The 15,998-nt window shown below is 43.9% G+C and carries 11 protein-coding genes; 9 read left to right on the top strand and 2 right to left on the bottom strand.

Annotated features, from left to right (window positions below; genetic code table 11):
* Nucleotides 1-3: 3 nt before the first annotated feature.
* The gene (locus B4Z47_RS18125; protein ID WP_115048015.1) at nucleotides 4-1,524 is read right to left on the bottom strand and encodes a PQQ-dependent sugar dehydrogenase; all 1,521 of its coding nucleotides are present in this window, start codon (nucleotides 1,522-1,524) and stop codon (nucleotides 4-6) included.
* 376 nt (nucleotides 1,525-1,900) lie between these two features.
* On the opposite strand from B4Z47_RS18125, the gene B4Z47_RS18120 reads away from it, so the two are divergent.
* The 6 genes from B4Z47_RS18120 to B4Z47_RS18095 all read left to right on the top strand — a co-directional run bounded on the left by B4Z47_RS18120 (nucleotide 1,901) and on the right by B4Z47_RS18095 (nucleotide 11,710).
* On the top strand, nucleotides 1,901-5,086 hold the full coding sequence (locus tag B4Z47_RS18120; protein ID WP_115048017.1) for a SusC/RagA family TonB-linked outer membrane protein: 3,186 nt from the start codon (nucleotides 1,901-1,903) through the stop codon (nucleotides 5,084-5,086).
* A gap of 11 nt (nucleotides 5,087-5,097) precedes the next feature.
* A complete protein-coding gene (locus tag B4Z47_RS18115) occupies nucleotides 5,098-6,930 on the top strand; it encodes a RagB/SusD family nutrient uptake outer membrane protein (protein WP_115048019.1) in 1,833 nt (610 codons plus the stop codon).
* 25 nt (nucleotides 6,931-6,955) lie between these two features.
* Entirely contained in the window at nucleotides 6,956-7,351 is a 396-nt protein-coding gene (locus B4Z47_RS18110; RefSeq protein WP_046676362.1) for a hypothetical protein, read from the top strand.
* 8 nt (nucleotides 7,352-7,359) lie between these two features.
* The gene (locus B4Z47_RS18105) at nucleotides 7,360-8,352 is read left to right on the top strand and encodes a DUF4466 family protein (protein WP_115048021.1); all 993 of its coding nucleotides are present in this window, start codon (nucleotides 7,360-7,362) and stop codon (nucleotides 8,350-8,352) included.
* 4 nt (nucleotides 8,353-8,356) lie between these two features.
* The gene (locus B4Z47_RS18100) at nucleotides 8,357-11,005 is read left to right on the top strand and encodes a hypothetical protein (protein ID WP_115048023.1); all 2,649 of its coding nucleotides are present in this window, start codon (nucleotides 8,357-8,359) and stop codon (nucleotides 11,003-11,005) included.
* 66 nt (nucleotides 11,006-11,071) lie between these two features.
* Nucleotides 11,072-11,710: a GntR family transcriptional regulator gene (locus tag B4Z47_RS18095; protein WP_046675764.1), complete on the top strand. Its 639-nt coding sequence runs from the start codon at nucleotides 11,072-11,074 to the stop codon at nucleotides 11,708-11,710.
* Nucleotides 11,711-11,742: 32 nt separating this feature from the next.
* On the opposite strand, the gene B4Z47_RS18090 is transcribed toward B4Z47_RS18095, so the two are convergent.
* Nucleotides 11,743-12,540, bottom strand: coding sequence for an SMP-30/gluconolactonase/LRE family protein (locus B4Z47_RS18090; protein ID WP_115048025.1), 798 nt, complete (start codon nucleotides 12,538-12,540; stop codon nucleotides 11,743-11,745).
* A 160-nt stretch (nucleotides 12,541-12,700) separates the two neighbouring features.
* Between B4Z47_RS18090 and B4Z47_RS18085 the strand changes: the two genes are divergently transcribed.
* The 3 genes from B4Z47_RS18085 to B4Z47_RS18075 are packed head-to-tail and all read left to right on the top strand — an operon-like array spanning nucleotide 12,701 to nucleotide 15,995.
* Nucleotides 12,701-14,023 (top strand): aspartate aminotransferase family protein, encoded by a 1,323-nt coding sequence (locus B4Z47_RS18085; RefSeq protein WP_115048027.1) that lies wholly within the window; start codon nucleotides 12,701-12,703, stop codon nucleotides 14,021-14,023.
* Nucleotides 14,024-14,032: 9 nt separating this feature from the next.
* The gene (gene dgoD / locus B4Z47_RS18080) at nucleotides 14,033-15,211 is read left to right on the top strand and encodes a galactonate dehydratase (RefSeq protein WP_046675767.1); all 1,179 of its coding nucleotides are present in this window, start codon (nucleotides 14,033-14,035) and stop codon (nucleotides 15,209-15,211) included.
* Between the two features lie 16 nt (nucleotides 15,212-15,227).
* Entirely contained in the window at nucleotides 15,228-15,995 is a 768-nt protein-coding gene (locus B4Z47_RS18075; protein ID WP_236560162.1) for an SDR family NAD(P)-dependent oxidoreductase, read from the top strand.
* Nucleotides 15,996-15,998: the final 3 nt, after the last annotated feature.

Below are 15,998 nucleotides of genomic sequence, written 5' to 3'. Positions count from 1 at the left end.
GATTTATCGTAATGAGGTTAAATGCTGTTGGTTGATTTTAGGTGCAGAATTTCCAAAGTGTGTACGGATATAATTGGTAATTTCAATGACCTCTTCATTTTTCAGGAATGAAAAAGATGGCATTGCGCTCTCGTATTTGACCTTGGCTATTGTTTTGTCTTTCAGTCCGTGGAGGATAACCCGCAATAAAGGTGCTGGGTCGCCTTTGACAAGAGATGAATTGGCTAATGGGGGGAAGGTGTTTGTAAGTCCCTTTCCATCTGCTTTATGACAAGATGCACAATACGCTTCGTATAAGGCTTGACCACTTTTGGTCGGGGAGCTGACGGCGTTGGCTGCAACGGGCTTAATCATTGGCGCAACGGCTTTATCGGTAATGCGGAGTCGGTAGATCACGTCGTCATCGGGTTTTGGAAACCCCTTTTGTGGATTCCAGTCCCGGTTGCTTGAACAGAAATAAATGTCCCCATTGGGTAAGGTCAATACGGATCTTAGCCGGCCAAGTTGATCTTTGAATAGGATCTTCTCATCGACGATCTGCTGCCCATCGGCAGATAATTTTAGGATACGTAGAGACTGATTTTTTAACGTCGCAAGCAATAAGCTATGTTGCCATTCAGGGATAACGTTGGAACCGTAATAGGCCATACCAGATGGTGCAACGACTGGAGTCCACGATTTAATAGGTTCCTGTCTTGGGGACTTTTTGGCGATAGCTTTTTCCTTTTCCGTGTCAATCATGCCTTCGATCTGTGGCCAGCCATAATTTTTTAGCGGTTGGATCAGGTTGATTTCATCTTCGATGGCATCGCCATGTTCGGAGGTGTAAATTAAGCCTTTTGCATCATGGGTAAGTCCTTGCATGTTTCGAAATCCCCAGGCATATACATAGCTGTTTTTAATTGGATTGTCTTTGGGAATGCTCCCGTCGAGATTGAGGCGTAAGATTTTACCGTTTAATGAGCTGCTGTCTTGTGCGAAGGTATCACTTGCGGCATCTCCTGTAGCCCAATATACTTTTTTGTCTGTCGAAACAATAACTCGGGAGCCGTTATGTCCCGTGTTTCCGGGGATCTGTAAAAGCAATTTTGGGTTTGACAACTTGCCTGCCGTATTATAATCGTAGCGATATAGGTTGGAAAAAATAAGGCTATCTTTTTTGCTGGTGTAAGAAAGGTAAAGATAAGCTTGCTGCTGTTCCGGCTGATAGAGCGCCATTCCCAAGAGTCCCAGGGTGCGCTGATGGTATACGTCGGTCAGGCTGTCCACCAAAGTAACAACTTTTGTTTTTGTATCCAGTCTTCGTATACTTCCTCCGATTTCAGAAAACAGAATGGCGTTATTGACCCGGTCATATTGTAAATCCCAGGGCACATGGAGTTTTGTAGCTTCTTTGGTTAGCGCTAGTATGCTGTGCTCCAGTTGGATGTTATTTATGGGTTTACGTTCTCCTTCTGTCTCGGAAGAACAGGAAGAAAGCAGCGGGATCAGCGATACAAGCCAAATAGAAGTTTGTTTTTTCATATAGGATCTACGGTTATTCCTTTGATTTATGTGGTTAGTCAAATGTAGTTGAATAAAAATAAATATACAAAAAATAAGTTAAATTGTATACAAAAATATTTTATCGGCCTAAGGTAAATACGATTTAGTTTATAATCTGGTGGGCAAAAATGTGGTATTATAGATTTGTCACGAACTTGTTAGCAGGGCTATTTTTGTAAAAAAGTGAAAAAAATATTGAATTGTATACAAAAAATATATATTATTGTATTCACTATGATAAAGTAAAGAAGAGGAATTGCGATCGCATAGGGGTCGAAAATTATTTTTCTTAAAAAATACCAATAAACTAAAGAGCTTATAAATCATTTATTTAACCACTTTAACCTGAGTATTCATGATACTAAAGCAGATTAAAATCCGGGATGTAATAAACAGGAGTTGCCTGTTGGTAGGGCTACCTTTTATTTCGATGGCTGCATTGGCAAATGTACCTTCTTCCCCTAATAATGGAAAGATTCCGATCTCGGATGTTCTAAATCCTTCGCCGGGTTTAGCTAAATTTCAGCAGCAGCTTGTCGGGCAGGTGCTGGACGCCAAAGGGCAGCCACTGTCCGGTGTGGAAGTGCGTAACCTTAAAAATGCAACTGTTACCGTTACGGATCAAGAAGGCCGTTTTAAATTAACGGGTTCGGTTTCAGATCAGATTCAATTTCGGTTAATCGGTTTTAATACAAAAGTGGTGTCGGGGAAAGACGTGCAGGCTTTGGTGCTTGATGCGAGCGAAAATGCGCTGGATGAAGTGGTTGTGGTGGGGTATGGTAAGCAGAAAAAAGGCAACTTGACTGGTGCAGTGGCCAGTGTCAATTTTGACCAATCTACTTCAAGCCGGGGGCTTTCCAATGCCTCGCAGGCCTTACAGGGTGTTATTCCCGGTTTGGCCGTAAGTCAAAACTCAGGGATGGCCGGAAATAATGCAGCGGATCTTTTGATCCGGGGCTTGGGGACGGTCAATAGTGCTGGACCGCTGATCGTGGTCGACGGGATGCCCGATGTCAATATGAACCGTGTGAATGTGAATGATATTGAAAGTGTGACCGTGCTAAAAGATGCTTCTTCCGCTGCTGTATACGGTTCCAGAGCGGCCAACGGGGTTGTATTGATTACGACAAAGTCTGGTAAAAGAAACAGTAGGACGGCTATTTCCTTTAGTGCCAACAAATCGCTGGTGAAACCTACCCGCTCTTTTGATTTTGTTAATAATTATGCAAAAGCAATGACGGCTACGCAAAGGGCCCAGGCTTATAATACCGCTGCATCTGCATTCAATTTTAAAAATGGAACGATCGACGAATGGTTGGCTTTAAGTATGATCGACCCGAGATTGTATCCAAGTACCGATTGGTGGGATGTTATTCTTCGCAATGGTCAAAGCGGGAATTATAATGTTTCCATTAATGGGGGGACTGAAAATAACAATTACTATTTGTCTGTGGGTATGCTGGATGAGAAGGGGATACAGATCAATAATGATTTTAAACGTTATAATGCTGCATTTAACTTCGAAACAAAAGTAACCAATACCATCGGTGCTGGGGTCCGGTTCTCCGGAAATTGGTCCGATTACCGGTATAACTACGAGGATGGTATGACTGCCAACTCAACAAGTGGAATGGATTTGTTTACCTCGCCAGCAGGTATATTGCCTTATGATCCTATGACCGGTTTTTATGGTGGAGCAATGTCTTACAATGAAAGCCCGCAGGCCAATAATATTTATGCGGATTACATGACGCGCAACCAGAACCACATGAATCAAAAGCAGGCTCTGGTGAATGGTTATTTAAACTGGAAGCCGTTCAAAGGGTTTGAGGCTAAAGTGGATTATGCCCTAAATTATGACACGCGTTTTCAATGGAAGGCAGATATGCCGACAAAATTGTATAACATCCGGACAGGATTGTCTATCCGGGATCTTGTGCCAACAAATGATGGGATCTATAATACAGACCGGAACAATTACAAAACACAGCTGAACTTCAAGTTGAGTTATGATCATAAGTTTGGCGCTAATCATGATTTCTCTGCTTTGGCCGTGTATTCCGAAGAATATTGGAACAATCGTGTTTTGGCGGGTAGTCGCTTAGATCGTTTGCATCCTAGTTTACATGAAATCGATGGTGCATCTGAAGATGTACAAAATGTGTCGGGATCATCATCGGCGGAAGGTTTACGTTCTTATATCGGACGATTAAATTATACAGCCTTTGGAAAGTATATGTTTGAAGGGAACTTCCGGGTAGATGGTTCTTCGCGTTTCTTGCCGGGCGATCAATATGGTTTTTTTCCTTCCGCGGCAGTGGGGTGGCGGATCTCAGATGAGGCGTTTATGTCGGCATTTAAGGAGAAGATTAGCCTGAGTTCGGCTAAATTTAGAGCTTCTTATGGTTCATTGGGTAATAATAGTGGTGTAGGCTTGTATGAGCAGAAACAATCTTTGGTGTCCAGTCCCTACTATCTGATTGACAATAGTACAGGAACAGGGTCTGTTGTCAAGGGGTTGATCAATAAAAAACTGATCAACTATGACCTTACCTGGGAAAAGACACGTGTGTTTAATTTGGGCTTGGACCTTGGGTTCTTTAAAAATAAACTGACGGCCGAGTTGGATTACTACGAAAGAAAGACGATCGGTATGAACAGACCTTCGGATGTATCGATGCATCTGACGGGTTTATTTGCTGCACCGCGACGCAATATCGGCGATATGATGAATAAAGGGCTGGAAGCAAATGTGACCTGGAATGATAGAAAAGGTGATGTGGGTTACATGCTGAACTTTAATGTGGGCTACAACAAGAACAAGCTATTGTCTTGGAATGAGCAGTTGCAAAGAGGTTCGGTATTTATTGATATGCCTTATAATTTTATCTATGCTTTCGAATCGTTGGGCATTGCGCAGTCTTGGCAGGATGTCTATAATGCAGTTCCTCAGGGGGCTTCTCCGGGAGATATTTTGTTGAAAGATGTCAATGGTGACGGCAAATTGGATGCGAATGACCGCGTGGCATATCCCGCTTACCAATTGGGTAGGCCAAAGGTAAATTACGGATTTAGAGGTTCTGTTGACTACAAAGGTTTTGATTTCTCTTTCCTGTTGCAGGCTGCTACCGGACGAAAAGAATTTTGGATGAACAAAGCGAATTCGAACTTTTTAGGGACGGCAAATCAGGCGATTACGGAAGATCAGTGGAATAATATGTGGAGCCTGGACAATCGCGATGCCGATTATCCTAAATTGCTTCCAAGTACATTGGGATCAACGAGTCCAAACGCGTACTTGAGTACATTTTGGTTGCAAAACATGTCTTATTTAAGGGTTAAAAATCTGCAGCTTGGCTATACTTTTAAGAAAGAATTACTGATGAAGCTGGGGATCCAGAAGTTGCGTGTATTTGGTTCGGTAGATAATTTGGCGGTTTTGACGAGTTTTAAAGGCTTAGATCCGGAGAAAAGTACCTATACCAATGATGCCTATCCGATGACGAAGAGTTTTGTGGTTGGACTGAATGTAGACTTATAATATTTGAACTTATGAAATCGATATATAACATCGTGTTTATTTCTTCTTTGTTGCTTCTTGGTTTATCCGCGTGCCGCAAAGATTTGTTAAATCAAAATCCAACAACAACGCCAAGCTCTGAAACGTTCTGGGTGGACGAAAATGACGCGCTTGCTGCATTAATGGCAAACTATTCTATATTTAGACCTTGTTTTGACCGTGACTATCATTTTGATGGACATGGTGATTATCTGAAGGTGTACAATACCGGTGCGGCGCCTATTTCATTAACGGTGAATAGTCCGATGAATTATGGTTCCGGTGCGTCGGCAATGTATAGAGCATTGTATGGATCTATATTCAGTTCTAACTTTGTGATCGAAAATACCAATGCGCGCTTGCTGCCCGTAGCAAAAACTGATGCTGTAAAACAGACCTTGGAAACAATCGTGGCGGAAGCCAAATTGCTGCGTGCCATTGCCTACTTTAGACTGATTTCCTTATGGGGCGATGTACCTTATTTTTATAAATCGGCACCGGCGCCTGCAGAGGCTGATACGGTGCGTAGAATGCCTATTGCGCAGCTGAAAGATTCCATTATGGCTGATTTAAATTACGCTGTGGACAAGTTGCCGAATAAGGGGGCTGCAATTGGTCGTGCCGGTAAGCCTGCCGCGTTGGCCTTCCGTGGTAAGTTTCAATTGTACTGGGGTTCGTGGAAGAAAAATGGATGGCCCGAATTGGATGGATTTGTGCAATCTGCTGCCGACGCTAAGTCGGCCTATACGGCGGCAGCTGCGGATTTTAAGCGTGTGATCAATGATTTTGGTATCAAAATGTTTAGAAATGGTGACCCAGGTTCATGGGGTGAATTGGGGAAGGCAGATGTGCTCCCAAATTATTACTACATGTTTATACCTTCTACGGGCAACTTGAGTCAAGATGAGGAAATGGTCATGGTGCTTACCCATGGCGGTGTGGGTACAAAACAGAGTGAGGAATATCAACGTGTGTGGACTGGGCCATTGGTGTCTTTAGGGCAGAACCAAGCTATTCCGCGTTATGAATTGGCCGACCGTTATCAATCTACCATTACGGGAGATTTCTTGCCCAAGATGGTTCAGCTAGATCCAGTGAAAAATCCGGCAGCACGTACAACAGCAAATTCAGCGGTGAACCCTGAGTCGTACCGTAATCGCGATTATCGCATGAAAGCGACTTTGTTGTGGGATTATGAACTGATTATGGGGATGAGCCCTACGGAGACGACAGGTTATATTCCTTTTGTCTACAAAACTTGGGGTGCTGCGGTGACGGTTAACGGTGTCTCTTACAAAACTTCCTTCACCGATAATACCACAAATCTCTCGGGATTACAATCGCGTAAATTTGTGCGCAATTATGGTGGTGTGGCACGTAGTGACGGAAATTACAATTGGCCTTTGATGCGCATTGCAGACGTGTATCTGATGTATGCTGAAGCGACCAATGAGATTGGTGGTCCACAGGCGGATGCGATTGATTTGGTTAATAAGGTCAGGCGCCGTGGTAACTTGCCCGCGCTTGCTGGTGCTAAAACCGCTTCTCGTGATACTTTTTTTGATGCTATAGAACAGGAAAGGATTGTAGAGTTGTTTGGTGAAGGACAGCGTGCCTTTGACCTGCGGAGATGGCGTAAACTGGAAACCGTATTTGGTAAGCCTTATGGTGATGGGAAATGGTTCCAGGATAGTTTTGGGAATAATTGGGAGCGCTTTTTCTTCAATGAGTCTGAGTTGACTTATCAAAAGTGTTATATCTATCAAATCCCGGAAACAGAACGTTCGCGGAATCCGAATTTAACACAAAATATACCTTGGAAATAAGATGGTAACACTTGACTGTAATAAGATGAAATATACATTATTTTTAATCGGCATGCTGTTCGTTAGCTTGTCCGGTTGTAAGGATGATTATCCAATGGATGAGGATGGTTTGTTGATCACGACCAGGTCGGAATGTTATGTCAGTAGTTTTGAACTGTTGGGCGCCGATTTTCAGACGGTACGGACCAAAGCTGCCTTGGTAGATACCGTTGAGCAAACCATAAAAGTGGAGGTGCTCTTTGGTACGGATTTGAAAAATCTATACCCACAGTTTTCATTGGTCACCGATGCGGTATTAGATCCTAAGATTTTAGGAAAACAAGATTTTTCCAATTTGGATACGCCACGTGAATGGACTGTTGTGTCTGGAAATAGAAAGGTTCGTAAGACGTATAAAGTTTATTTGACAGTACAAAAATAAGTAAGCTGATGAAAACAAATTATTTAAAAATAGGGCTACTGTCCATTGGATTTGGGCTCTTGCTGTTAGGTTCTTGTAAAGAAGAAGCTTATGAAATTCCAAAAGCAAAAGATGGTTTGCAAAACGATATCATTAAGCGCTCTTTAGGGCCAAATGTGGTTGGTGCTACCATAGACTTTGCTTATGCGGCGGCGATATTACCAGATCAGGGGAAGCTCACATCGATAGCTGTGGAAGCCAGCATTGCGGGTGATGTGGGTACTGTGCTTGAAAATAAATCGTACTACACCAGTAGTACAGGGGCAGATGTCGGTGTCGTCGTTGGTGATCCTGCGACAGTAAATGGGAATAACATGGAGGTGAAATTTACAAAAGACACCTCGGCTTCAACGCTGCGTTATAGCTACAAAATACCGGCAGCAGCAAAAGGCAAATCGGTTACGTTTACATTCAGGGCGAGGTCCAGTAATGGGCAGGAAATTGCGTTGAAGACCGAAGCGTATGCGATTCGTAATATGGATATGGCCTTAGATTTGATCGGGAAAGATGGGGCAGCCTGCTTTTTTTCTGTAGCAGATCTAAAATGGTATACAGCAACGGAAGCTGCAGCAAACCCGGATAAAATTGATTTGATCTATTTGTACCGGCCATTGCCAACGGTGACTTATGCACATTCATTGGTTGCTCCCACGACGGATGCCAGTTATTTGCCGAGCTTCACCTTACCTGTCGGGCTGACAAATAAAACGAAGATCGTGAAGGCTTGGACCGTGCGCGATCAACAATTGGCACGATTGCAATACAGTGTATTTGTGGACGATGTGGATTTGAAAGACAAATCGTTTATCGATGCGCCGGATTTTGCCATTAATTTAAAAGCTGAATCAGGACTATGGCTGCAAACGGCAGATGGTAAATACAATGCTTATGTATTTGTCAATAGCGTAAATAATACCACGAAAGAAATGAAGATCAGTGTAAAAAGGTTGCAAGTAAAATAAGGATATGGGTGCAAGGATATGGCTTAAAGTTAAAGGTACTATGCTAGGGGTCGCTTTTATGGCGATCCTTGGAGTGTCCTATGGGCAGCAGGCAAAGATTACTTCGATAAAGGGAAATGGGCAGAGGTTGCAGGTGCAGGTAGACGTTCCGACCCCTGGTGTCTATACCTTGGTTTCAGAAGGTGAGGTTACCGATTTGGATAAAATTAAGGCTGCGGATAAAACAGGTATGATGACGCTGTATGCGATGATTGATGTTCGCGCTGCACGATCGACCAAACGGATCGTATTCGACAGCTTTAAAGGTGCGAAGCAAGATCTTGGTAAATTTTATTTTGGGAAAGGGAAGCAGACGGTCGGCATGCAATTGCCAGCTAATTTTAAAATTAAAGCAGTTTCGATCAATGCCTTTGTGCCTCCAGTTGCACCAGCTGCAGCGGAAAATTATAAACCAAAGATTGTTCCACCTGCAGGTCATCCCAGATTATGGGTTAATAAAGAATCTTTGCCGCTTGTTAAAGGGCGGCTGGAAGAGGCGGAGCATCTGGAAGCTTGGGGAAAAGTGAAAACACTTGCGCAGCAACCTGTTCAATTTATTTTTGATCCGAATAAGGAAATGTTTTACGATGAAAAGCTCGAGCGTGCTATTGAATCAAAAGCGTTTTATTACCTCATGTCCGGTGACGAAAAAATAGGTCAAGAGGCGGTCAGACTGGCGGATCAGTACTTGACGATGTTGGAATTTGGGAATGTTTCCTATGGTGATATTACACGCGAGCTGGGACGTGCAATTTATACGGGTGCACTGGTGTACGACTGGTGCTACTCCTTATTGGATGTACGCGTTAAGGCCAACCTGCATAAAAATATGATGCGTCTGGCGCAAGATATGGAAATCGGCTGGCCTCCCTTTTTTGGTATCGAAAGTATTATCAATGGGCATGGGAATGAGGCGCAGGTGTCGCGCGATCTGCTGGCAATGAGTATTGCTTTATATGATGAGGATCCTGTACCTTACAAATATACTTCATATTCGATATTGGAAGAGTTGGTGCCTATGCGCAAGTTTGAGTATCAGTCTCCGCGCCATAATCAAGGTGTTGATTACGGTGGCTATCGTTTTGGGTGGGAAATGCACGGAGCCTGGTTGTATTATCGCATGCTTGGCTATCCGGTTTTTGACGATAACATCAAGGATATGCCGTATTACTGGCTGTATATGCGAACGCCTGACGGAAAAATGTTACGCGACGGGGATATGTTTAATGTAAAGTACAACAGCAGTGCCGATTTTTATTGGAAAAATCCGCAGACCATGTTGCTTTGTTATGCCTATTCAGGTAATCCGGTAATCAAGGCCGAGTTTGTCAAGCAGGGCGGTTTGCCCGACAATCCAATCCTGTTTCTCCTCTTGGATGATCCAAAATTGAAGCCGGATTTTGACCGTGAGAAAATGCCGTTGACAAAGGATTTTGGACCCATCTTAGGGTCTATGGTTGCCCGGACAGGCTGGAGCGAAGAGAACGGAAGTTCCGATGTGGTTGCAGAAATTAAGGGTGGTGGTTATCATTTCGGCAATCATCAGCATGCCGATGCAGGTGCGCTGCAGGTCTATCATCATGGTATTCAGGTTGGTGATCTTGGCCTGTATCTTTCCTATGGCTCCCCTTATGATTTTAACTTTAATAAGCGGTCGGTTGCGCATAGTATGCTTTTGGTGCGTGATCCTGCTGAGCCGCTGTTGTTCAGGACCAAATCAAACGATGGTGGTACTCGGTTTAGCCAGCGTTTTCCACGTACGGTTGAGGAGGTATTAAGTGACTCCTGGTACCATACCGGAGAGATCAGGGCATCGGCATTTGGTAAGGATCCCATTCAGCCGAGCTATAGCTATTTCAATGTGGATCTAACGGCTGCATATACCGCTAAAGTGAAATCCTATACTAAAAGTTTCCTGTTTTTGAATTTGAAGCGGAAGGATGTGCCTGCGGTCATTGTCCTATTGGACGAGCTTAAGACCAATGATCAGAAATTTGAGCCCTACTGGCAGATCAATACGCTTGAAAAGCCGTTACAAAGTGAAACAGGTTTTGTATTGCATAGTCAATTTAAAAATGTCGCTGGTGCTACCTATGTTGATTTGCTGAAGCCGCAATTAAGAGACTGTGCAGTGAAATTGTATTCAGGCGATTCGACTGCTTTTGTTTTTGGTGATCTTTATCAGGTCAAGTCTCCTTGGCCAGAGGCTAGAGGAACACGGATTATGGTCTCGCCCAAACAGGAAAGTGATCAGGCGAGTTATGCTTCGGTTTTTCAGATGACGGAGAGTGGTTCTTCAAAATTACCGGTGTATTCGGAGGAAAAAGCGAATTATTATTTAATAAGGGTGGCTGATCGTTTACTGGTGGTGGCCAAACCAAATCAATATCTTAATGAAGCCATTGAATTTGCGGTACCGGGAGATCAGCAGTATGAGGTTGTTGTGGTTGGTTTGAAAGATGGTTTCTGGAATATGAAAAGATCATTAAAAAATAGTAGCTTTAATATAAATGTCCTGAAAGGGAATCATACAACCAGTTGGAAATCTAAAGCCGAAACTATTTATTTATCGCCGGGGAGACAGTATGGTGCCCAAGAGGGGAAGATTAATTAAAGAATACGTTGTTTAAATTTTTTTAATGATTTTGTATTCTTATTTTTGCATAAAATTGTATACAATATGAAAGAGGATTCGCTTGCCTATAAAGTTTATTTAGAAGTACGTAAGAAAATTTTGTCCAGTCAGCTTGCTGGAGGGGCAAGATTGGTGGAGAGTGCTTGGGCGGATAAGTTGACGGTGAGTCGAGTGGCTGTTCGTGAGGCTTTTATGCGGTTAGCAGGCGAGAGTCTGGTGGAGTTTGGTGAAAAAGGCGGCTGCTTTGTGAAAAAAATGACAGTCGAAGATGTGAAGGATATTCGTGAGCTGCGTGAGTTGTTGGAAATAGGTGCATTAAAGATTCTGTTTTCAAAGAAAAGTAAAGAGCTTATCGAAGATTTGGAACTGATCTGTAACGATTTTTCTGAGATGGTCAGCAAGGGATATTATGGTGGTGCTTGCGAGGCGGATGTTCGTTTTCATGAGCGGATTATTGAGGGAACTTGCAATTCAAGGTTGATTTCTATTTACAAGAACAGTAACATTCCCTTATTTCATATGAAGCTCGGGGCTATTATGGGGCAGATGGAAGATTACCTGGATACGGAGAAGGAGCATCGCGCTATTGTTGATGCGCTGAAAGCGGATGACTGGAATAAAGCTTATACCACTTTGGTCCATCATTTGGATCGGGGCGAGCAAGAAGCCTTGGAATTGGTTTAATATTTTTTGGATTTTTATAGGGGGTCTATTGTTTACAATAGACCCTTTTTTGTGCTGTCCCACTGCAACAATTGCCCTTTTTCAGCTTCTGTAATCATAAGTCCCTGAATTCCTTTTGGGTCTAAAGCACAATTTGTCGGATTCTTTCCCGGCGTAGGTATTTTCTCGGTCGTCTTGTTTTTGGTATCAATGGATAGGATATGTTGCGATCCATAGATAGCGGCATAAAGCTGGTTATCCTGATCGAAGGCAATTCCATCTGGGCCAATAAGACCACCTGTTTCGATGAATTTTTCGATGTTCTCCACCTGTTGTGTCAAGCTGTTCCAGTGCATTTTCCAGATCCATTTTGTACCCGTTTCAGCGACAAAAAGTGTGCAGTTGTCTGCTGCAAAGGCTAATCCGTTTGGGTAAAAAAGGCCTGTGTGGATCTTCGTAAGCGCACCATGTTTATGTAGACAGCAGATGTAGCCTGTACCATCTTCCAGGTCATTTCCCGGGCAGGAGAATAATAGGTTTCCTTCGGTATCAAAACATAAGTCGTTGGGCATTTTTAATGGCTTTCCTGCGATTTCCGTGACTATTGTCGTACAGGTTTTGTCGAAGGGATCATAGCAACGGATGCTGTTTTGTTGTGAGTCGCAAAACCATATTATTCCTTTCTTGTCGATCGCGATGCCGTTGGGATGTCCGCCCACGGCTATCCTGCTATGCTGACTGTTTTTGTAATAAACTAAATTTCCTGCTTCTTTCTCCACAAGCCATATACCACCCTCCCGGTCGAAAGCGGGGCCTTCTGGAAAAAGAAGTCCTTCAATGAGAATATTCATTTTTAAAAATTTTAAAATTTATTTTAAATGTATACAAAAATATTGTAATTTGGTATACATAAAATAAGGTGTATTTAAATACAACTTATTGATGACTGCAACCTGTGTGGCGGTGATCGTCCAATTATAACAATAACAAATAGCAAAACTTTTAATAGGCATGCAAGAAAATGAAAAATCAGCCGCAATACTGCGGGAGAATGCAAGATGGATACCTGGTGGAGTGGTATCGTTAAATCGGAAGTCAGATCCGAATATCTGCTTCGTCAAAGGAAGTGGTAGTCAGGTTGAAGATATTGATGGGAACAGCTACATTGATTATCAGGCTGGATTTGCCGCCTCCTTCTTGGGGCATAACGACCCGGATGTCAATACTGCCGTGTTACAGACATTGCAGGAACAGCAGGTATTGATGGGGGCTGGGCCAACCTTACTCGAAGGAGAGTTTGCGGAGCTTTTTTGTCAGTCCGTTCCTTCGGTAGAGAGCGTTCAGATCACAACGACAGGATCGGAAGCGACTTACCATGCGATCCGTATTGCCCGTGCAGTAACAGGCCGTGATCATGTGATTGTCATGCAGGGGGGCTACAATGGTTGGCATAACGATGTGGCCTGCAATGTGATCAGTCAACGGGCAGATGTGGGTTCATATCAAAGTCCGGGGGAATATCCATTCGATTCATTGAGTGCTGGCGTTCCCAAAAATCACAGCGATTTAGTACACATTGTCAACTACAACGATTTGGAAAGTGTGCTGTATGTGGCCCAAAAATATGATGTTGCCTGTATTCTGTTGGAACCGATTCTTCAGAATATCGGGATTGTGAAGCCAAAGGAAGGTTATTTGGAAGGCTTACGCAACATGGCCGACGCGCATGGATTTCTGTTGATCTTTGATGAAGTGAAAACCGGATTCAGACATGCGCTGGGTGGCTATCAGTCCATCTGTGGTATTCAGCCCGATCTTTCAACCTTCGGAAAGGCGGTTGCAAACGGCTACCCATTGGGGGTTATTGCAGGGAAGAAAAAATATATGGATTACTTTGTGGATCCTGATAAGTCGAAGCGCGTTATGATTGCCGGTACCTTTAATGCTTTTCCGCTAACGACGGCGGCGGCGATTGCGACTTTGAAAAAATTAGGAAGCGCTGAGCACCGCGTTTATGAGCACGTAGAGGCGCTTGGTGCGCGTTTGGAGCAAGGATATAAGGAAATATTTCCTAAATTAGGCGTACCGTTTTATGTCGCACGCCAAGGATCTGCCTTCTGTACATATTTTATGGACCATGCGCCAGTCAATTTTCATGATATTTTGGATAACCACAATTTTGAGCTGGATACCCAATATCGAAAAAAGCTCATAAAAGAGGGGATTTTCAATTTCCCGGCACCAATTAAACAAGGAAGTATCTCCTTTGCGCATACGGAGGATGATATCGACAGAACGTTGGAGGCAACTGAACGCGTAATAAAAAGTTTGTAAACCCTAACTATGAAAATAACCGCTATTGAAACCTTTGTATGCCATGCGCGCATGCGAAATTGGATTTTTGTCAAAATTATGACCGACCAGCCCGGGCTTTGGGGATGGGGCGAAGCCACATTGGAATGGCATACGCAAAGTGTGGTCGGAGCTATCAAGGATATTTCTCAATTGTTGATCGGCGAAGATCCGCGTCGTATTGAATACCTGTGGCAGATGATGTATAGACAACATTTCTGGCATGGAAACGGTATCGTTCGCGGTACGGCCATCAGTGGTATCGATATCGCCTTATGGGATATCTTAGGTAAAATTCACAATGTCCCTTGTCATGAGCTGTGGGGAGGTCGTGTACGTGACTATATCCGTTTGTATTGTCATTTAGGTGGAGGTCGCATGGAGGATTTTTATGAGACTGCTCCGGACGATGCCAAGCGATTTGGGGATCTGGCGCTAAAAGCTGTTGATGAGGGTTTTACTGCTTTTAAATCGATGGCTGTTCCAGAGACGATGTCGTTGGAAGGTCTTCGTCCCATTAAATATGCTGAAGCTTGTGTGAAGGCCATGCGTGATGCTGTCGGCGACGATATTGATATTATGGTGGATTGCCACGCGCGGCCAAGCCCACGTATGGGGATGCAATTTGCGAAAGCCTTGGAGCCCTATGGCCTGTATTTCTTTGAAGAGCCATGCTGGCCAGAGACCATGGAAGATATTGCTTTGATTCAACGGGCGGTGACGACACCTATTGCTTCAGGCGAACGTTTGATCGGAGTGCATGCCTTTCGGGATATGCTCGAAAAGCGCGCCGTAAGTGTTATACAGCCTGATATTACACATTGTGGCGGTCTGACTGAAGCGCGTAAAATTGGAGCTTTGGCCGATGCTTACCGTGTATCTATGGCACCACATAATCCACAGGGCCCCGTGAGTACGGCTGCTTCCATTGAGCTGGGATTTGCAACACCATCTTATATTATTTGTGAAAGTGTGCATAAGGACGTCGAATGGCGTCAGGACGTCGTTACCGAAGGGTTTACGGTTCAAGAGAAAGGGCGGATTGTCCTTCCGAATAAGCGCGCCGGTTTGGGTATTGAAATCAATGAAGAAGAGGTAAAGAAACACCCTTTTCAACAGGAAATATTGCAGCGAACCTTCTATAAAGACGGTAGTGTAGGGGATTGGTAGTCTAAAAATAGCGATAATGGAGGAATATAAGAATAAGGTCGTCTTGATCAGTGGGGGACTTGGCGATATCGGAAGGGCTATGGCTGAAGCATTTTTGACCCAGCAGGCCATTGTATGCATCTCGGATCGGTTTGAACCACAGGTGGCTAGCGAGCGATGGCCCTTGTTGGATGCCCCTGGAGCGCGTCTATTTTATGATCAGGTCGATGTAGCGGATGCCGGGCAGGTGGACGCCTGGGTGACACGGATAAGACAGGAGCTGGGGGCAATTTCCATCTGTATCGCGAATGCCGCATGCGTTGCGATTAAAGATTTCAGCACGTTAAGCAATGCGGAATGGAAGAATGAAATGGCCGTTAATCTCGACGGTTCATTCTTCTTGGCGAATGCCTGTGCAAAGTCATTTGTGGAGAATGAGATCACAGGTTCGATCGTTTTTATGGGCAGCTGGGCGGCACACGCCGTACATCAAAATTTACCGGCATATAGTGTCTCTAAGGCTGGCCTGCGTATGCTTTGCCAGGCCATGGCCCTTGAATATGCAGCATACGGAATTCGTGTCAACGAGATTGCACCAGGCTATGTCAATGCGGGCTTGAGCAAAGTGGTCTGGTCATCAAATGCCGAACTTCAAATGAAAGCAAAGGCTGTGGTGCCACTTGGTCAGATTATAGAAGCTGAAGAGGTTGCAAAACAGGTACTTTGGATCTGTTCGGACAATTGTAAACATATGACTGGTACCGCAATTGTGATGGATGGTGGACTGTCCTTGATTAGACCCTAATGT

The sequence above is a fragment of the Sphingobacterium sp. UBA2610 genome, assembly GCF_002339225.1.
Lineage (GTDB): Bacteria > Bacteroidota > Bacteroidia > Sphingobacteriales > Sphingobacteriaceae > Sphingobacterium > Sphingobacterium multivorum.
The sequence above is the reverse complement of the archived record's forward strand: the minus strand, read 5'-3'. Positions and strand labels throughout refer to the sequence as shown.